The following is a 19,058-nucleotide window of genomic DNA, read 5'->3' as shown; positions in this document are numbered from 1 at the left end:
CGGTGCCAAATGCACTTGACTATGATTCCGGGAAATGCGATTCTCTAGCTGCTAGACACGAGAAGGGCTTCCACGGGCGACCGATTGGGGGCCTTTTTCTTTTGGTTCCTATCCTTCTTTCTTTAGTTCATCCAAAAACTGCTGGTAGATGACGTCGAGGTTACGCGCCAGATAATCTCCGAACCGCGTCGCGTTCTTGGCTTTCAGAGAGATCGAATACCCTCTCCCAGTCTTCTTCAAGTCGGCGACAACGTCCCGCTCGTGGGTCTGCCACGTCGTTGCTGACCCAATCCGATCCTGCTTCTTCACCGGTCGCGATGACTTATTCAGCGTATTGTACAGGAACAAGAACCGCTCATCCGACGTCAGCCGTTCGAATTCGGCGTCAGTCAGCACGGCATCCACCCTTTGTGCGTTACCGGCTTTTCCAACCAGCAATGAGAGTTCGACCCATCGCTCCCGCCCTACGGATGGGGCATCACCAACCGCTGCGATGACGGCTTGTGGAATTCGCTCGGTGACCGACAGCATCTTTGAGACGGCAGCTGCGTTTGACGCAAGTGCGACCGTGACGACGTCACGCTCATAACCAAGATCGCACAGCCGCTTGGCAAAAAGCGCGCGCTCTATGAATGTGAGATTGGCACGCGCAGAATTTTCCTGCCCCTGCGCGATCACATGGCTTTTGTCATCAATGGCTTTGACGACCGCGCGGACCTTTCGCCCAAGTTCGCGTGCCGCGCGCAGTCGCCGATGACCAAAGACCACTTGGTATCGCCCAGTCTCTGACCCATGTGGACGCACTAGGATCGGCGTATCTTGTCCGCGAACTCTTATTGCCTCCACAAGCTCTCGAAAATCGTCGTTTTCTTTGACCAGCCGATCTTGGACGAACGAATCATCAACAAGATCGGGATCGATTTCGAGCACGACTTCGCCTTCCAGATATTTATCGGCCTGTTTTGCCAGTTCATCGAGGGAGCGAACGAGAGATTTGCCCGCACCGCGCATGGGGTACATCGTTGCCGGGCCGTGATCGCTGCTGAGGTCATTCAGTCCGTCGAGCAGATTCTTCCGAGCCATCGCTTCACTCCGTTCCGTATCAATGCATTGTTTTTATGGAAAAAAAGGTCGAATTTGTCAGCTGACAACTCATCGGCCCCATGATTGATGGATCAAGTCGGCGATTTCTGAGTTCACCGCGTCAAGCGACTCGATGGCTCTGTCATAGGTTCCGCGGTTCATGGCGCTACGTTCGACCTCATATAACGTCTGCTTGGTTATGCCGGCGTCGGATATGGCGGTTGACTTCAACATTTGGTTCTTCAGCATGAACTCGTGAAACATCGTCGTCATGAAACCCATCATCTGGGTTTGGGGGACATCAGTCGGCTCGTAACGCGTGATCAAGTAACGGTACCACGACAGGTTTACTTCGGCGCCGGCCGCACGAATTGGCTTCAAAATGCCGCCGAGCATGAGCAGAAACTGCCCCATGGACATGACATCCAGCATCTGAGGATGGATGGTAATCAAGACGCTGGTCGCTGCGGTGAGTGCGGTCAATGTGAGGTATCCGAGCTGAGGCGGGCAGTCGATCACGACCACATCATACCGCTCGTCGACATCTTTCAAGGCACGCGACATCCGAGTGAAGAACGTTTTACCCTCATTTGTGGTCTTGTCGGCCATGGCAAGGGGGGTGTCGTATTCGTATTCCTGCAGGTCGAGGTTGGCAGGAATAATGTCCAGTCCAGGAAAATTTGTCGGGCGAATAATATCGGCGATGTGTGCACGGTTGTTATCGTATCGAATAGCATCATAAAGAGACGGAACCTGATCAAGCTCCGGCTGAAACCCATGAAGAGACGAAAGTGACGCCTGTGGGTCGAGATCGATTGCGAGGACCCTGTGACCGGTCAGCGCCAGATATTGTGCAAGATGGGCCGCGGTCGTCGTCTTGCCTGAGCCTCCCTTGAAGTTGACGACGGCAACAACCTGGAGCTTCTCACCGTTTCGCCGATGTGGGACATACATGCGGCTGTCAGAACGACCATGGGTATCGAGATACTGCCGCAGTTCGAGCATCTGCGCAGCCGTATAGCTGCGCCTGCCCGAAGCAGAGGTTTGAGGAGCGGGGCCCCTGCCATCAAGATGGAGCTTCTTCAGGGTACTTTGCGAGACGCCAACATAATTGGCAACTTCAGCAAGAGAAAAGGCGCGAAGGTTCTTTTTCGCATTCGGCGGGAATCGTTGCATGCTGAGAAGATGCAGCTTTTTTGAGATCAGATCGCCTTGCTCAAGAATCTGATCTTCGAAGTGCATTTGCAACTCTCTCGCAGTCGCACTTGCTGTGGCAGTCATCGGTCAAACTCTCAGATAACGATTTTCGGGCTGTTTTCACGCTCTAACCGTTATTATTCCCGATTCTCGAGCCTCAGCAAGGACTTTAGCGTTAACGGATGGTTCAACCGTCGCGCCGTTGGAGCCAGTGATCCTGCACGTTTTACGATTCCCTTCGTTGAATCAGATATTTACCAGGCTACTACGTCGGACTGGTTGCCGTCCTGTTCTCCTGTGAATCCCCAGAGGTCTATCCCACCTGATTGGTGGCAAGAGAGCCAGTTCCGCTTTGTTCGCCGATTCTTCCCCGAATCGAACCTGTAGAATTCAACAGGTACCGCTCGCTTTCACGCCGTGTTGAAGTGACTGCGCATCCGAACTGACGATCACCAAGTAGGCCAGCACGCAATGGCGTCCACTCAAAGACCGGATGTGTTGGCACAAAAGGAAGGAACGCCCATGCATCCCGCTTTGGCGCAGCGAGCCAGCCTTGAATGTCCATGCGAGGCCATTTTCACGACATGGGGTTCAGGGGGCTCGCTATCCACGCCTGTTTTGCTCGCCAACATCAAAGGGGGTCTCGTGTGACTGGGGGGCTTTCGCAGATCAGGTTGGTTCGCAAACTTCATGAGGCGCTTGGAGAAAAGCTTTGCAACGCACTTGTCGACGATGAGGTCGTTGAAATCATGCTTAATCCCGACGGCCAGCTATTCATCGAGCGTGTCGGCAAGGCCATAGAGGATGCCGGATGTTTGTCGTTGACGGCAGCAGAGACAATTATCGGAGCGGTCGCACACGCGCTTCGTTTCGACGTCAATACAAATCAGCCGATTGTTTCGGGCGAATTGCCGATCAGCGGGCATCGTTTTGAAGGTCTGTTGCCTCCTGTGGTGACCGGGCCGACCTTTGCCATTCGCAGAAGGGCGTCGCGCGTCATTGCCTTGGACGAATACGTTTCCAGCGCATTGATGACGCACGCGCAGGCGGAGACCATCCGGAATGCAGTCCAGGCACGAAAGAACATCATCGTGTGCGGCGGAACGGGTACGGGCAAGACGACGCTCGTCAATGCGATCGTCAGCGAGATTTCGGCGCGCTCACCACGCGAGCGGCTTATTATCCTCGAGGACACCGCAGAAATCCAATGCAGTGCCGACAACGTTGTCAGCCTGCACACAAGCGACGGCGTGGACATTTCACGTCTCTTGAAAAGCACCATGCGCCTTCGACCAGACAGGATCATCGTTGGCGAAGTGCGTGATGGCGCCGCGCTGACCATGCTAAAAGCCTGGAACACGGGTCATCCCGGAGGTGTGGCAACAATCCACGCCAACAGCGCACGCTCCGCGCTTCAGCGCCTCGAGCAGCTGACCGCCGAGGCCAGTCACCAGCCGATTCAGGCCATCATCGCTGATGCTGTCGATGTGATCATCTCGATCGAACGAACTGCCAAGGGCCGCCGGATCAGCGACATCGTCCACGTCACCGGCTTTGCGGGGGGCCGATACCAGACGGAATCTTATGCCGAGGAGAGCCGAAATGCAGCTTAAAAGGCTAGTCTTAACGATGACCGCATTCGCGATTGCAGCGTTCGCCGCTGCGACGCCAGCTCTCGCCAGTTCGGGCGGAAGTCTTCCCTGGGAAGGGCCGCTTGAACAGATCCAGGAATCCATCACTGGTCCGGTCGCAGGCTATATCGCACTGGCGGCCGTTGCGATCGCCGGCGGTATGCTGATCTTTGGCGGTGAGCTCAACGATTTCGCTCGCAGGCTCATGTACGTCGTCCTGGTCGCCGGCATCCTGCTCGGTGCGACAACGATCGTTGGTCTCTTTGGCGCCACCGGAGCGTCTATCGGCTTGCCACCGGAGCAGGTCACGTTGCTCAACTCGGACGGGGAAGGGGAGGGGGCATCGTGAGCCTCCACCGCAATCGTATCCATCGTGCGCTGTCGCGTCCGAACCTCTTGATCGGCGCCGACCGCGAACTGGTGCTGATCACCGGGCTTGCGGCCGTGATCCTGATCTTCGTCGTGCTGACGGTGTATTCCGCTCTCTTTGGTGTTGCGGTCTGGATCGTCATCGTCGGTCTCCTTCGCATGATGGCCAAGTCCGATCCGTTGATGCGGCAGGTCTATGCCCGACACATTTCCTACAAACCCCACTACCGGCCAACAGCCGCGCCGTGGCGAAGATACTAAAGGTGTCCCGATGGTTGCCCTCAAACGTTTCCGCGTGACCGGTCCCTCATTCGCCGATCTCGTTCCCTATGCCGGCCTGGTCGACAACGGCGTCCTGCTCTTGAAGGACGGAAGCCTGATGGCTGGCTGGTACTTCGCAGGCCCGGACTCCGAAAGCGCCACCGATTACGAGCGCAACGAGTTGTCGCGGCAGATCAATGCAATCCTGTCGCGCTTGGGCACGGGGTGGATGATCCAGGTCGAAGCGGTCCGGGTGCCGACGGTTGACTATCCGTCCCCAGACCAGTGCCATTTTCCGGACCCTGTCACCCGTGCCATCGATATCGAGCGCAGAACTCATTTCCAGCGGGAGCAGGGGCATTTCGAAAGCAAACATGCCATTATCCTGACCTACCGACCGATTGAGTCGAAGAAGACGGCGCTCACCAAGTACATCTATTCGGACGAGGAGAGCCGGAAAAAATCCTATGCCGACACCGTCCTGTTCATGTTCCGCAACGCCATCCGGGAAATCGAACAATACCTTGCCAATACCCTGTCGATCGCCCGCATGCAGACCCGCGAAGTCCGCGAGAGGGGAAGGGAGCGGCTCGCGCGCTATGACGATCTCCTGCAGTTTGTTCGATTTTGCATTACGGGGGAGAGCCATCCAGTCCGCTTGCCGGAGGTCCCGATGTACCTCGACTGGCTCGCGACGGCGGAGCTGGAGCATGGCCTGACGCCAAAGGTTGAGAACCGGTTTCTAGCGGTCGTTTCCATCGATGGCCTGCCGGCCGAGAGCTGGCCCGGTATCCTCAACAATCTCGATCTGATGCCACTGACCTATCGCTGGTCGTCGCGCTTCATCTTCCTAGACGCAGAAGAGGCACGCCAGAAGCTCGAGCGCACACGAAAGAAGTGGCAGCAGAAGGTCCGTCCCTTCTTCGATCAACTCTTCCAGACGCAAAATGGATCGGTCGATCAGGATGCCATGACCATGGTCGTCGAAACCGAGGATGCGATCGCTCAGGCATCGTCCCAGCTTGTCGCCTATGGCTATTACACGCCTGTGGTCATCCTCTTCGACCACCACAGAGAAGCGTTACAGGAAAAGGCCGAAGCCATACGCCGGCTGGTCCAGGCCGAAGGCTTCGGAGCTCGCATCGAGACCCTGAACGCAACAGATGCGTTTCTCGGAAGCCTACCGGGTAACTGGTACGCCAATATCCGCGAGCCGCTGATCAATACCAGCAATCTGGCGGACCTCGTCCCGCTGAACACGGTATGGTCGGGCAACCCGGTGGCGCCGTGCCCGTTCTATCCGCCGAACGCGCCGCCGCTGATGCAGGTCGCGTCGGGTTCAACGCCGTTCCGCCTGAACCTGCATGTCGACGACGTTGGCCACACCTTGATCTTCGGACCGACGGGCTCGGGGAAGTCGACCCTTCTCGCTTTGATCGCAGCGCAATTCCGTCGTTACGAGTTCGCGCAAATCTTTGCCTTCGACAAGGGCAATTCGCTCCTTCCTCTGACGCTCGCTGCCGGCGGCGATCATTATGAGATCGGCGATGACCAAAACGGGGAGGGCAGAGCACTGGCGTTCTGCCCGCTGTTCGATCTTTCGACAGACGGAGATCGAGCTTGGGCAACCGAGTGGATCGAAATGCTCGTCGCGCTTCAAGGCGTCATCATCACGCCTGATCACCGTAATGCGATCTCCCGCCAGATCGGGCTGATGGCGACGGCGCCTGGAAAGTCGCTGTCGGACTTTGTCAGCGGCGTGCAGATGCGCGAAATCAAGGATGCGCTCCATCACTACACAGTCGACGGCCCTATGGGTCAGCTTCTTGACGCGGAAGAGGACGGCCTGACGCTTCGGGCGTTTCAGTGCTTCGAGATCGAGCAGCTCATGAACATGGGCGAGCGTAATCTGGTGCCCGTCCTTACCTATCTCTTCCACCGGATCGAGAAACGGCTGGACGGCTCGCCTAGCCTCATCCTCCTCGACGAGGCCTGGCTGATGCTCGGGCATGCGGTGTTTCGCGACAAGATCAGGGAATGGCTGAAGGTGCTCCGCAAGGCCAATTGCGCCGTTGTCCTGGCGACACAATCCATCTCCGACGCCGAACGCTCCGGCATTATCGACGTGCTCAAGGAATCCTGCCCGACCAAGATCTGCCTCCCGAATGGTGCCGCGCGCGAGCCGGGGACGCGCGAGTTTTATGAGCGGATCGGGTTCAACGAGCGCCAGATTGAGATTGTCTCGGGCGCCATCCCGAAACGCGAATACTACGTCGCCACGCCAGACGGACGGCGGCTCTTTGACATGTCGCTCGGGCCGGTGACGCTGAGCTTCGTGGGCGCTTCTGGAAAGGAGGATCTGAAGCGGATCCGCGCGCTGAAGGCGGAATACGGCCATGAATGGCCTGCCCATTGGCTTCAATCGAGAGGAGTTCGCGATGCCAGGTCGCACCTCAACGTCCACTAATTGGATCGTTGCAACGATGACTGCGGTCATCGCGCTGTTGCCGATTGCTTCCGCCCATGCGGGATCTGTAACGGGCGCTGCCACCGAATGGACGCAGCTTGCCAACAATGCGCAGCTCATTGACCTTCTGAAAAGCTCTGGCCTGCAGGTCGATAACCAGCTGACGCAGATCACGCAACTCGCCGAGCAGATCCAGAACCAGCTGAAGATTTACGAGAACATGCTACAGAACACGACGCAGCTTCCTGATCATATCTGGGGCCAGGTCGAGAGCGATCTCAACCGTCTGCGCAACATCGTTGATCAAGGGCAGAGCATCTCGTTTTCGATGGGCAATGCCGACGACGTCCTTCAGCAGCGTTTCAAGAGCTATGCGGACCTGAAGACCAATCTGCCCAATGCCGAATCCTTCTCGAGCACCTACCAGTCCTGGTCGGATACGAACCGGGACACGATCGGCAGCACGCTGAAGGCAGCAAGCCTGACAGCGGATCAGTTCGATACCGAGGAGGGCACGATGCGTTCGCTGCGATCGATGTCGGAGTCTGCCGACGGCCAGATGAAGGCTCTCCAGGTCGGACACCAGATCGCCGCTCAACAGGTGTCTCAGATGCAGAAGCTGCGCGGTCTTGTCTCCCAGCAGATGACGATGATGGGAACCTGGCTGCAGACCGAGCAGACGGACAAGGACCTCACGCAGGCCCGCCGTGAGGCATTCTTCAAATCAACTGCGCCCTCAACATCCGGCGGCGAGAAAATGAAAGTGGAATGGTGAGAACAAAGCTGATCCTGGCCATGACCGCCGTAATCATCTCATTCGGTGCAACAGGCCTGTGGTTCCTGATCTCCCAGAGACAGGTGGCGCATGAACGGCACGAAAAATTCTTTGGGTCGACGAAGGAGTATCCGACGTCGGGCGGCGAGAAGATGAAGATCGAGTGGTATGCGAATGACCTCTGAGCTCAAAACGATCAAGGGCCTTGCGATGCTCGTCGCATTCATCGCCGTGTCGGTCCAGCCCGCAATTGCGCAGGAGGGGTCGGTCCTGACAGCCCTCCAGAACGAGATCACCACTGCCGCGAAGGGTTGGGAGAGCACCGTCATGGATGCGGCGAGATCTCTATTCTGGATTCTCGCAGGGATCGAAATCGGTATTGCCGCCGTCTGGCTGGCGCTTCAGGCCGCATCCCTTGACAGCTGGTTCGCTGAACTGGTCCGGCGCATCATGTTCGTGGGCTTCTTCGCTTTCGTTCTCGCGCAGGGTCCGACCTTCGCGAAGGCGGTCGTCGATAGCCTGTTTCAGATCGGCGCTGGTGGAGGCACGGCTTCGCCAGCCGATGTGTTCAACGCAGGTCTAACCGTCGCGACCAAGATGTCAGAGAAGGTGCAATTCGGGCTGTTCGAGGACAACGCGCTCGCAATTTCGGCGGCCTTTGCGATGGTCGTAACGGTGATCGCATTCTCGCTCGTTGCCGCGATCTTCGTATCCGTGATGGTCGAGATGTATCTCGGTCTGCTCGCCGGCATGATCATGCTCGGATTGGGAGGCTCGTCCTTCACCAAGGACTTTGCCATCCGGTACCTGATCTATGCTTTCTCGGTTGGCATGAAACTGATGGCGTTGGTCATGATTTCCCGGATCGGTTCCGAAGTCTTGACGGGCCTAGCTAACCGGCCCGACGTCGGGGACCAGTTTCAGACCGCATTGGCGATCGCCGGGATCGCGGTCGTGGTCTTCATTGTCGCCATGTACGTCCCCAATATCATTCAAGGTGTTGTGCAAGGGGCATCGGTCACGGGCGGCATGGAAAGCATCCGCCACAGTGGGCAGGCCGCATCCTTTGCACTTGGCGCGGTGTCGCTGGCCGCAGGTGCTGTCGGAGCCGGCGCAGCAGCAGCTCAATCCGCGCGCGCAGCAGGATCCTCATTCGCCGCGGCAGCGCTTCGCGGCATGGGCGCCGGGATCGGGTCGGCTGGAAAGGCTGCGGGTTCGGCTGCCAAGGAAAAGGCAATCGGTTCGCCCGGAGCCTATGCCGGTTCGATCATGGGGCTTGCCAACGCCAAGCTCGATCAGAGCCGAACCGGACAAAGCGGCCCCAGGACGCCGCCAGAACGAAACGACAAGTAATCATCAGAAAGGCGACACGCGATGGCAGCAAACCGGCCGCCCGACAGTCCCTACCTTGCCGCGCGGCAGGAATGGACGGAACGATATGGATCCTACGTCCAGGCCGCGCGCGCGTGGCGGATCGTCGGCATTCTCGGACTTTCCATGGCCGTGATCGGCTTCACCTATGCCCTGTATCTCAGCACGCAGGTCAAGCTCGTGCCCTACATCGTCGAGGTCGACAAGCTTGGGACGTCGGCAACGGCCGGCTTCCCCCAGCAAATCGAGTATGCCGACGCCCGCGTTGTCCGCGCGAGCCTCGGCAACTTCATCACCAGCCTGAAGTCGATCACGCCCGACGCTGTCGTGCAGAAGCAATATATCGACCGGACCTATGCGCTTCTCAGGACATCCGATCCCGCGACCCAGAAGATTAATGCCTGGTTCCGCGGCAACTCGCCGTTCGAAAAGGCCAAGACATCGACCGTCGCCATCGAGGTCAACAACATCGTCGCGCTCTCCAACCAGACCTATCAGATCGACTGGACCGAGTATGAACGCGACCGCAAGGGCAAGGAGACCGGCACAAGGCGGTTTCGTGGCATCGCGACGGTCGCGCTGACCGCGCCACAGGACGAGGCGATCATCCGTCTCAATCCGATCGGTCTTTATGTCCAGGACTTCGACTGGACCGCGCAGCTTTAAGGGCAGGGGAATTCACATGCACAGAACAGGATTGATCGCGGCCGTCGGCTGCATGGCAGGACTCGTCCTTGCGGATTGCGCAGTCGCACAGAGCATGACGTCGAACGAGGTGAAGGGGACCAACATCTCGCGGAAGTGGCGGGGAACGCCAGGTCTGGTGACGACCGGACCAGACGGGAAAGTGATCTTTCTCTTCGGCGAGACCCAGCCCTCCGTAGTGTGCTCGCCGCTTCAGGTCTGCGACATCGAGCTGCAAGGCGGCGAGATCGTCCGCGATGTGCTTGTCGGTGACACCGTCCGTTGGAAAGTCGAACCGGCAACGTCGGGAGCAACCGGTGGGCAGGCGATCCACCTGATCGTGAAACCGTCCGAGGCAGGTCTCGTCACGTCCATGGTCGTTACGACGTCAAGGCGGACTTACCACATTCAGCTCAAATCCCACCCCAGTCAGTACATGGCGAGGATCGGGTTTGAGTACCCGGAAGATGTGTCTACCAAGCTGGCCGACATCAATGCCCGGCTCGAGACCGGAGGAATTCCCGGAACTGCTCCGGACAAACTGAACTTCTCCTATTCGGTCAGTGGTCACGCCTCGTGGCGGCCGAAGCGCGTCTATTCCGACGGAACCAAAACCTACATCCAGTTTCCCCGATCTATTTCCGGGCAGGACGCTCCAGTGCTGTTCGTGGTCAGCGGCGGCCGGAATCGTATCGTCAACTACCGCATGAAGAACGACATGATGATTGTCGACTACGCCATCGACAAGGGCGTGCTTGTGTCCGGGACTGGTTGGCGTCAGCAGAAAATCACGATCCGGCGGGGAGGTTGACTGATGAAGAAGACCATCGCCACCGTCATAATCACTGCCATCCTTTCCGGTTGCCAGACTGCAGATGAGACGCTGATGACAAGTTCCACACCGATTGCGGTCACGGGTGCCAGCGCAAGTGCGATCGCTGGCGACATGGCTGGCCGGCTTGCCGAACAGGTCGGGCAGACTGGCACAACAACACTGAAAATGGCCAAGGATACATCCGAGTATGCCGCTGCCCTTGAGGCCGCGCTGAAGGGATGGGGATACACGGTCATCGTCGACGGCAAGGTGCCCAAGGATCACAAACCGGTGCAAATCGAGTGGTCGATCGACAGCTTCGACGGACATGTCCTGGCGCGTGTCAGCACACCGGCCTTCGCGCTCGGGCGTGCCTATACCGCAACATCCACGGGCGCAACGCCGGCCAGTCCACTTTCGATCATGCAGCGAAACTGAGGGGAGGGGAGACCATGGTTCAATCGCTCCAGCTCGGGACAGCGGGTAATGCTGACGATCAACAAAGCATGCGACGCCTCAATCGCCTGCCGATTGTTGTCGTGATCGTCATCATCGTATTGTTCTTCGGCATCGTGATCGTCGGCCTGTCGTGGCGCGGTCTTTCCTTCAACCGTGGAAACGAGCGCGACAGCACCTCCGCGTCACCGGCGACAACATTTGGCGATCAGCTGAAGCGAGGTGTGTCGGACGGGATCATCGGCGAGCCGGAGAGTCGTGAGGTGTTTCAACCGACGCCGACCCTTGTCGAGCGCGAGCCGGTAAGAGAGACCGCCGTGGAGCGACAGAATGAGGTCCACAGGGAAAGGCGATCTCGACTCGAACCGGAAGCCGAGTGGAAGGCGCGGCTGAAACGGGAACAGGACGAGCAGATTCTCCGCGAAGCGCAGCGTCAGAGGATGGCGCGCCTGCAGGCGCGCGCGACGGCCCTTGATTCTCCGCTCAAGGTAGACGTCTCCGAGATCCAAAGGAGCACCTCTGAAACGAGAGGCGACGCCCGCCCATTGCCAAACGCCACAACGCACAGTGCATCCGATCTCTATAGCGCGGCAATGAAATCCGGCTTGCTCGGCGAGAGTGTCGATCAAAATGACCAGAGCTCAAAGGAGGAGTTTTTCAACCAGGACATCAAGGAGCTTGGCTACTTACCGAACCAAGTGGTGCGGCAATTCTCGCGCTATGAGTTGAAGCGTGGATCCGTCATTCCTGCCACGATGATCACGGGCCTGAACTCCGATCTTCCCGGCAGGATTTCGGCGCAGGTCAGCCAGAACGTTTACGACAGCGCAACCGGCTACCGGCTGCTTATCCCTCAGGGCGCCAAGCTGTTTGGTCGCTACGATTCCAAGCTCTCTTTTGGACAGGAGCGCGTGTTGGTCGTCTGGACCGACCTGATCTTCCCAAATGGCTCGACGCTTCAGATCGGCGGCATGTCCGGCACGGATGCCGAAGGCTATGGCGGGTTCAGAGACAAGGTCGATCGCCATCTCTGGCGGACATTCGGGTCTGCCGCTCTCGTGGCGATAATCGGCACGGGGATTGACATGTCCTTGCCCGGGAGTTCGACCTTGGCCACGCAGGATACAGCATCTGATGCCGCGCGGCGAAATTTTGCCGAGAGCTTTGGTCGGGTGGCCGAGCAGACAATTTCAAAAAATCTCAATGTGCAGCCAACGATCAGGATCCGGCCAGGCTTCCAGTTCAACGTGTTGGTTGATCAGGATATTATCTTCCCAGCTGCGTATCGAAACTAGAAAGTCACTCACGCGCCGAGAGGGTTCTTGACGGGTGATTGAGCCCCGCCACAGATCCCGTGGGACCGTCCAAGGCTGCAATCAAGGTACCTGCAGCGCCCATACATATGGTCCATGCCTGCTGGCAGACATCCGCGCAAAAGCAGCCTTCCCCGCCTGTCAAGGTCCGAATAACAAAACTACACCGGATATTGGGCAAGCTTCCTTCACAGGAGGAAACACTTTCGAGTCAAAAGGAATGTCGACCTTGCATCACCCGGGACGCAGCGACGAGACCGTATAGACGTCCTATCTAAGATGGCCGTCCGTATCGAATGTGAAAGCGTCCAGTCCTGAACGGTGCCACTTATGGCCACCGACTTTCGTCAGTTCACCCTTGTTACCAACGTCGGCGGGTTTCACACGAGAGTGCGGGCTTGGCCTTTATGCCTCCACTAGAGGCAGAACGGCATCAATATATTGAACCAAATGACATGGGTTGGTCCTTTATATTGGAGCCGAAGAGTGCCGATCCGTCGCCCACTACGCCTGGCGGACCGTACGAGTTTTCGGGCGAACGCGAATAAGACGGGGTGCGCCTTTAGTCGAGCTTTCAGGTCATCAAGTGAACGTCCAACGGCATGCACAGTTCGTCCTACCGTTGTCACCGGCAGTTTCAGTTCCAGCATCGCTTCTGGACGGCCGCCAAGTCCGGTCTTGTACGAGGCGTCGCTGACGGAAAAGTCGATGCGTGTCAGCCCCTGCTCTGCAGACCATTGAATGATCCTCGACAGAAGTGCGATGCCGGGCGAACAGGACGCCCAAGATCCGCCGGCCATTGTGATGATAAGTAAGGTAAAGCTCTGCTTGTGCACCAGGCCGAGGCATGTGGCAATGGGTTCGTCATTGACGAACAGCGCCCACATTCTTGCGAGACCATCGGTGGAGAGACTGGAGCGCACTGCACTGTCGTAGAAGGTTTGGATATCAGAGCGCGTCAAAAGGTCATAACGACCCAGCTCGAGGAAACGCTCTTGACGCTGGGCCAACATGACGGGAAACAATTGGTCGAGATCTTCGCGCGTCTCGGCAACGGCAAAGCGAACGGTGCCACGTTCACTCAGCCGACGGTTTGACGTCTTGAGGATGCGACGGGTCTGACTGTTGGCAAGCCCTTCTACGATCTTGGCCGGGTCGCCCTCTATGCTGGCTTCATAGCGCGACACAGATGCAGGCACGGTTCCCGGAACGCAGGCAAGCGGATTGACCCGACCGCGATACTGCTTGGGAATCTGTGTAATTTCAATGAGATCGGCAGGCGGCAGCACCGAAACAACGGCCTGCCACAGATATTCTGCATCCTTAGGATCAACCAGAGCATCATTCCCGGCGAGAACCGGCATGCTGAGATCACAAACGTCGAAGGACGCAAATTCCACAACACGATAGCCCCGATGCTGAACGAGGCACATCGGCAGCAGCATCAAAGGTGACTGCGAATGACGATCCCGCACCTCCACAACGAAGAACCTAGTATTTGGAAGACCTGCCAGAGTTCGAAGAAGGACTTCAATCCACTGAAGGCTTTGAAACGGCGTCACAAATCCGGAGCGTTCCAAATCCGACCAAACACCGGTCACCGTGTTCAGATCATCGTGGCACAACGCTTCAAACCGTGACTCTGGCATACTGACCACTTTATGAACTGCACCGGCGATAGAACACGGGCGATTACACTGAATTTGGCAGGCGTTTCCACGACAACGCTAACTTGTTGTCAGATATCTCTCGCTTCAGACGCGGTCGTCAAGGCGGGGGATGATCAATGATTGCGTATGCTGACCACCCTGGCGCCTATCGCAACGTGCGGCCGGCATCATGGCTGGTTCGATGTTGCTCTACCCCGCTCGGTCGCTAGATGAGACCCGCATCTTTTGCGAGTGAGATCAGGTGCGGGATGTTCGCAGCACCGAGCTTTTGCCGCGCGCTGTCGAGGTAGGCCTGGACCGTGCGCGGTGTAAGGTGAGCGAGGATGGCGATCTCGTGGGCATATTTCCCCTTCATCGACCACCGCAGACACGAAAGCTCTCGAGGCGAAAGCCGACGGATTGATTTGGACCGGGCGGCCGTCTGAACGAGTTGCAGACGGTAATGGATCGACAAGACGGCCTGCAGTGCCTTGCCTTGCTCCTGGATAATTGCGCTGACCTTATCCTTGTCTCCGCCGACGAACGAAAGCTGCAGATGCGCGCCGAAGCTTCCCTCAGCCGGAATTGTGACGCCGAAAAGTACGCCGTGGCGTTTCGCATCACCGGCAAATTTCCGAAGCTCGGAAGGTTTCCCCGAAACGTCCCAATCGGATGTTTGCCAGGGGAAGGGAGATTTCTTGAGCTTTGCGAGGCGCCGAACCGGATCGATGACCGCATAGCGATCTGATCGATAGATGCGCAACCAGTCCTCGGGAAAATTGGTGATGTACTGGCAGGAAGCATCATCCGCCTGCAGATAGGCGAAGTAGCTGAAGCCGTTTGCGCGCACGAAAGACCGCAGTGCATACCGGATCATTGTTTCGTCAGCGGATGCGTCGATCATATCGATGAGCAGGCGCAAGGCATCAAGCATATCTTTCCCCAAGGTCATCGTCATATCGACGGGTCGGTTCCGATGAGACCTGCATTGATGTCAGCAAAGGCGCCGGCCAATCCACGCAGCTGCTCTTCGGTATGGTCGGCGGTTAGGCAGACGCGCAGACCCGCCTTGCCGCGGGCAACGGTCGGGAAAAAGACGGCGGAAACGTAAAAGCCGCGTTGGAGAAGCTCCCGCGCCGTATTGATCGTGAGCAGTTCGTCGCCGATCGGAAACATTCGGATGGGGAAGGGTTGTCCCGCAAAGTCGCTCGGAATGAGTTCGTCGAGGAGCGCGACATTTGCCGCCAGACGGTTCTGCCGCAGGGCAAGCTCTGGTGAACGATGAATATTTGCGGACGCAGCCACAGCGCCAAGTGCAGCGGTGTTCAAAGATGCGGAAAACGCATGCGCAATCGCAAAGCGCCGGAACAAAAGCTCCTGCCCGGCAGACCCGAGTAACAGGACGCCGCCCGAAGCGCCGAAACCCTTTCCCAGAGACGAGGCGATTATCGTGCGGTCACCGATGTCATTGATCTGGCTGCGTGCGTACCCCTCGCCTTGAGGTCCGAATAGAGAGACACCATGGGCATCATCAATATACAAAAACAGACCGTAACGGTTCTGCAGGTCCCGCAAAGCTGCGATCGGAGCCTGGCCGCCCATGGAATAGATGCCATCGCAAACATAAGCCACCCGGGCATTGTCGCGGCAGATCTCCTTGAGGCGAGCCAAATCGTTATGTGCGATTGTTTCCACGCGCGTCTCCTGCGCGACAACCCCCTTATGATGGGCGAGGGTTGCATGAGCGAGGCGATCAAAAACCATGACTGGCCTTTGTCCACCGGTCAGATGCCCCGACGCAATCAGGGGGAGTGCGCTCATGTTGGCGGCCAGCACGGTGGTGAATGTCAAGGCCCGGGCCCCGAACAGATCGGAAAGTTTATCCTCAACGTCCCCTAGACGACGAAAGTTGAGACGCGTGCGCGCGCACGACCAATGAAGCGTCCCGTCGTCCAACACCGCCTTTGCAGCGCCCTCAACGATTGCCGGATGATTATCAAGACCGAGATACGAGCACCGGACAAAGTCGATCGCGTCTTGACCATTATGGGCCAGACGAACGGACCGACCGACACCCGGCGCCGCATATAGCGCCATGATGCCCCGGAAATGAGCCGCATCGAAGCTGGTGCCTGCGACATCGATCATCGTGCCGGTATTGCGGAAAGACTGAAGAGATTGCTCGTGAAACTGCCTGTCGGACGCGTTTATCATCACACCACTCCATCACTTCGGAATAATGCGATGACACGCCAGACGGCAGATTATGACAACGAAGCAGCTGAGAAGGTTTTGTGAATCTTTGTCATATATTGCGCGATCAATGACAAGGTTCAAACATCAAATATAAAGCCAGCTGAACGGATCGTCCGGATCATCTTTTCTCCGGAGGCTTGTTCGAGCAGGCGCCTGAGCCGCCCGACATGTACATCGACTGTGCGTCCTTCGACATGGATTCCGCTGGGCCAGGCAGCGGAAATAAGTTCGGACCGCGATGATACCCTTCCCGCATTGGCCATCAGGTGCGTCAGAATGCGGTATTCGGTCGGACTGAGGTAGAAAACGGAGCCGGCAGATAGAAGAGCACGAGAGCTTCGGTGGAGTTTGATATCACCGATCGCAAGGACATCGTTCTTGCGGGAAACCGTCAGTTTAGGGGTATCGGCATCAAGAACGCGACGAAGGCATGCGATAATGACCTCGGGGGATACCGGTCGAACGAGGCATTCGCTGACGCCTGCCTGCTTGAATTCAAGAAAATGATGCTCGTTGCAAGCACGGATCAGCGCGATGATCGGTATATCCTTCGACGTCTGCGTGGTTTTTATGGTGCGGCAAAGGGCAAGTGCGGCGTCCAGTGTGTTGTGGCTATCAAGCAGGATGGCATCGGCGCCGGTCCAGGACAATTCGCTATGCTCTCCGGTGATGCTCAAGGGGGTCATCACATAGCCATGCGCAGTGAGCACATGCGCAAGCAGAATGGAAATTTCGGCATCCTGTGATACGAGAAAGACGTTTTGGGACATACGCCGCTCCTTCGAAAGTCGTCCAGGGACGGGCCTCAAGGCCAGGAGGCACCGCAACCGGTCAGGCCCGGTCGCGGCAAGTCGGACAGTCTTTAGCGAACCCAGCTATTCCAACGTTGCAAGAGGTCGGCTGCGTTGGCGTTGATCCATTGGGCATCCGGGACGATGATGCTGTCGCGAAGGTCATCCGTGGTAGGCATGGAGCGACGGGCTTCATCAGACATCAACGCAATCGCCGCGGTACTGGGCGGTGTGCACGATAGGATGTCGCAGGCCCTTGCCTGAACCTCCGGATTGCTCAGCCAAAATTCGATGAGCTTGAGAGCGTTTTTCCGATTTGGCGCGTTTTTGATGAGGGCGATGCGATCTCCCACAAGGAAGGCATTTTTATAGGACCAGCCGATATCCAGGCCTTCTGAGCGCATTGCTTTGGCTCGTGTCAGCCAGATCTGGCCGAGATCGTAGTCTCCGCTGCGAAAGCCCTGGACGCTTTGGTCCCCGGTTTTCCACCAGACGGTGACCTGGTCTCGGATTGTGTCGAGCTTCCGGAATGCGCGATCGACGTCCAGGGGAAACAGGTTGTCGCGCGATACGCCGTCTGCCAACAGCGCTGCGGCGAGGACTCGCCACGGATCGTCGAAGTTTGGAAAGGCCCGCCCGCCCGGAAAGCGTTCGGTGTCCCACATGTCGGCCCATGATTGAGGTTCAGGCTTCCCGTTCTTGCGATAAGCCAGCAGGGTTGCGGTTGATTGCAAAAGCGCGCCGCCGGGCTCGCAGGCGTTGGAGACAAGATCGGTATTGGTCTTGAAGCGGGCGCAGAATTCGCTCAGGTCTTCAGTCACCTGCCGATGGGCATCGGATGCAGCCTGAATTTCACCATCGAGGTACAGGTCCCAGCTGACATTGCCGGATTTGACCATCGCCGATGCCTTGGCTCGCATCTCCGCATTGGTGGCTGACACCACCACGACATCAATGCCGGTTGCTTGAGAAAATGGCCCGAACCATGCCTCTTGAAGGGCGCGATCATAGGCACCGCCCGTTGATGCAATCACCACGCGTTCGTTGGCACTTGCGCAGAGACTGGAGCCAAGGAACATGACCGAGGCAATGATGGGTCCGCGGATCCAGAATTTTGAAAGGTTGATCATGACGGCTGTTCTCCTTTGCGCTTTTTGTTGATGCGGGCGGTTGAGACGAGATGCATGAGGCCGATGAGGCAAAGCGAGGCGATGACGATAACGCTGGATGCGGCGGCAATGACCGGGCTCAGGTTGAAGTCGATGTCTTCGAACATCTTGCGACCGATCGGTTTCCCACCGATGTCCGAGATGAAGAAGGCCACCGTTGCCTCATCGAAGGATGCCAGGAATGCAAACACAGCACCGGACGCGATACCGGTGGTGATGTTCGGCAAGGTGACATGCCAGAATGTCTGAAAGCGATTGGCGCCGCAGTTGAGCGCAGCCAGTTCCAGAGCAGGATCGAGACGCTGGAGCGAAGAGGTGACCGACATGACGACGAACGGGACGGACAAGACCGTATGGCTGATGAGAAAGCCGAAGAACGTGCCCGTCAGATGCAATGGCGAGAAGACGAGATAAAGCGCAACGCCCAAAACGACATGCGGCACGATCAAGGGGCTGATCGAAATGGCCTGGACAACGCCGGCAAAGGGGAGATCGCCTTTCGACAGCGCCAGAGCCGTCAACGTTCCGATAAATGTTGCCAGGACAGAGGTGGCCAGAGCAACACGAAGGCTAAACCAGGTCGCGGCCATCCAATCCGGATCAGAGAAGTATTGTTCATACCAATGTAAGGTCAGCCCTTCGGGCGGAAACTGCAGGTATGATGTCGTGCTCACGGACATCGGAAGAATGATCAGGGTTGGAAGCAAGAGAAACACGAGGATCAGCGTGAGCACCGCGCCGGCCAGGAATTGTTGCGTTGACAAGGCGTTCA

Annotated in this window: 19 protein-coding genes; 11 read left to right on the top strand and 8 right to left on the bottom strand. The window is 57.6% G+C overall.

What is annotated here, in order from left to right:
* Positions 1-108 precede the first annotated feature (108 nt).
* Positions 109-1,083, bottom strand: a complete 975-nt coding sequence (gene repB, locus G6N78_RS25380) for a plasmid partitioning protein RepB (RefSeq protein ID WP_165225837.1) — start codon at positions 1,081-1,083, stop codon at positions 109-111.
* Between the two features lie 69 nt (positions 1,084-1,152).
* Complete coding sequence (gene repA, locus G6N78_RS25375; protein ID WP_165225834.1) at positions 1,153-2,364, bottom strand: plasmid partitioning protein RepA; 1,212 nt, start codon at positions 2,362-2,364, stop codon at positions 1,153-1,155.
* Positions 2,365-2,927: 563 nt separating this feature from the next.
* On the opposite strand from repA, the gene trbB reads away from it, so the two are divergent.
* Genes trbB through trbI form a run of 11 tightly spaced genes read left to right on the top strand, consistent with a single transcriptional unit; the run spans position 2,928 to position 12,403 of the window.
* Positions 2,928-3,893 carry a P-type conjugative transfer ATPase TrbB gene (trbB, locus tag G6N78_RS25370; RefSeq protein WP_370691557.1) on the top strand — a complete coding sequence of 322 codons (966 nt, stop codon included), beginning with the start codon at positions 2,928-2,930 and terminating at the stop codon, positions 3,891-3,893.
* Entirely contained in the window at positions 3,883-4,260 is a 378-nt protein-coding gene (locus G6N78_RS25365) for a TrbC/VirB2 family protein (RefSeq protein ID WP_165225832.1), read from the top strand. Before trbB ends, G6N78_RS25365 begins: the two co-directional genes overlap by 11 nt.
* A complete protein-coding gene (locus tag G6N78_RS25360) occupies positions 4,254-4,541 on the top strand; it encodes a conjugal transfer protein TrbD (protein ID WP_165225999.1) in 288 nt (95 codons plus the stop codon). Before G6N78_RS25365 ends, G6N78_RS25360 begins: the two co-directional genes overlap by 7 nt.
* Before the next feature lie 10 nt (positions 4,542-4,551).
* On the top strand, positions 4,552-7,008 hold the full coding sequence (locus G6N78_RS25355) for a conjugal transfer protein TrbE (RefSeq protein WP_165225829.1): 2,457 nt from the start codon (positions 4,552-4,554) through the stop codon (positions 7,006-7,008).
* Positions 6,980-7,783 (top strand): P-type conjugative transfer protein TrbJ, encoded by an 804-nt coding sequence (gene trbJ, locus G6N78_RS25350; protein ID WP_165225996.1) that lies wholly within the window; start codon positions 6,980-6,982, stop codon positions 7,781-7,783. The genes G6N78_RS25355 and trbJ overlap by 29 nt, the downstream gene beginning before the upstream one ends.
* Positions 7,777-7,968, top strand: coding sequence for an entry exclusion protein TrbK (gene trbK / locus G6N78_RS25345; RefSeq protein ID WP_165225826.1), 192 nt, complete (start codon positions 7,777-7,779; stop codon positions 7,966-7,968). Before trbJ ends, trbK begins: the two co-directional genes overlap by 7 nt.
* A gap of 25 nt (positions 7,969-7,993) precedes the next feature.
* A complete protein-coding gene (trbL, locus tag G6N78_RS25340) occupies positions 7,994-9,136 on the top strand; it encodes a P-type conjugative transfer protein TrbL (protein ID WP_234906133.1) in 1,143 nt (380 codons plus the stop codon).
* 21 nt (positions 9,137-9,157) lie between these two features.
* Positions 9,158-9,820: a conjugal transfer protein TrbF gene (locus G6N78_RS25335; RefSeq protein ID WP_165225820.1), complete on the top strand. Its 663-nt coding sequence runs from the start codon at positions 9,158-9,160 to the stop codon at positions 9,818-9,820.
* Between the two features lie 16 nt (positions 9,821-9,836).
* Complete coding sequence (trbG, locus tag G6N78_RS25330; RefSeq protein ID WP_165225817.1) at positions 9,837-10,649, top strand: P-type conjugative transfer protein TrbG; 813 nt, start codon at positions 9,837-9,839, stop codon at positions 10,647-10,649.
* A gap of 3 nt (positions 10,650-10,652) precedes the next feature.
* Complete coding sequence (gene trbH / locus G6N78_RS25325; RefSeq protein ID WP_165225814.1) at positions 10,653-11,090, top strand: conjugal transfer protein TrbH; 438 nt, start codon at positions 10,653-10,655, stop codon at positions 11,088-11,090.
* Positions 11,091-11,104: 14 nt separating this feature from the next.
* The gene (gene trbI, locus G6N78_RS25320; protein WP_165225811.1) at positions 11,105-12,403 is read left to right on the top strand and encodes an IncP-type conjugal transfer protein TrbI; all 1,299 of its coding nucleotides are present in this window, start codon (positions 11,105-11,107) and stop codon (positions 12,401-12,403) included.
* 434 nt (positions 12,404-12,837) lie between these two features.
* Here trbI and G6N78_RS25315 read toward each other — a convergent pair whose 3' ends face one another.
* From G6N78_RS25315 to G6N78_RS25290, 6 genes are all read right to left on the bottom strand, one after another.
* Positions 12,838-14,070, bottom strand: coding sequence for a GNAT family N-acetyltransferase (locus G6N78_RS25315; RefSeq protein WP_165225808.1), 1,233 nt, complete (start codon positions 14,068-14,070; stop codon positions 12,838-12,840).
* A gap of 226 nt (positions 14,071-14,296) precedes the next feature.
* A complete protein-coding gene (locus G6N78_RS25310; RefSeq protein ID WP_165225805.1) occupies positions 14,297-15,028 on the bottom strand; it encodes a LuxR family transcriptional regulator in 732 nt (243 codons plus the stop codon).
* On the bottom strand, positions 15,025-16,284 hold the full coding sequence (locus G6N78_RS25305) for an aminotransferase class I/II-fold pyridoxal phosphate-dependent enzyme (protein WP_165225802.1): 1,260 nt from the start codon (positions 16,282-16,284) through the stop codon (positions 15,025-15,027). The genes G6N78_RS25310 and G6N78_RS25305 overlap by 4 nt, the downstream gene beginning before the upstream one ends.
* 119 nt (positions 16,285-16,403) lie before the next feature.
* Positions 16,404-17,096, bottom strand: coding sequence for a winged helix-turn-helix domain-containing protein (locus tag G6N78_RS25300; protein ID WP_165225799.1), 693 nt, complete (start codon positions 17,094-17,096; stop codon positions 16,404-16,406).
* Between the two features lie 92 nt (positions 17,097-17,188).
* A complete protein-coding gene (locus G6N78_RS25295) occupies positions 17,189-18,196 on the bottom strand; it encodes an ABC transporter substrate-binding protein (RefSeq protein ID WP_234906132.1) in 1,008 nt (335 codons plus the stop codon).
* A 47-nt stretch (positions 18,197-18,243) separates the two neighbouring features.
* The gene (locus G6N78_RS25290) at positions 18,244-19,050 is read right to left on the bottom strand and encodes an ABC transporter permease (protein ID WP_234906117.1); all 807 of its coding nucleotides are present in this window, start codon (positions 19,048-19,050) and stop codon (positions 18,244-18,246) included.
* Positions 19,051-19,058: the final 8 nt, after the last annotated feature.

It is taken from the genome of Allorhizobium pseudoryzae (genome assembly GCF_011046245.1).
Classification (GTDB): domain Bacteria; phylum Pseudomonadota; class Alphaproteobacteria; order Rhizobiales; family Rhizobiaceae; genus Neorhizobium; species Neorhizobium pseudoryzae.
Note: the sequence above shows the minus strand (reverse complement) of the source record. Positions and strands in the feature narration are given on the sequence as shown.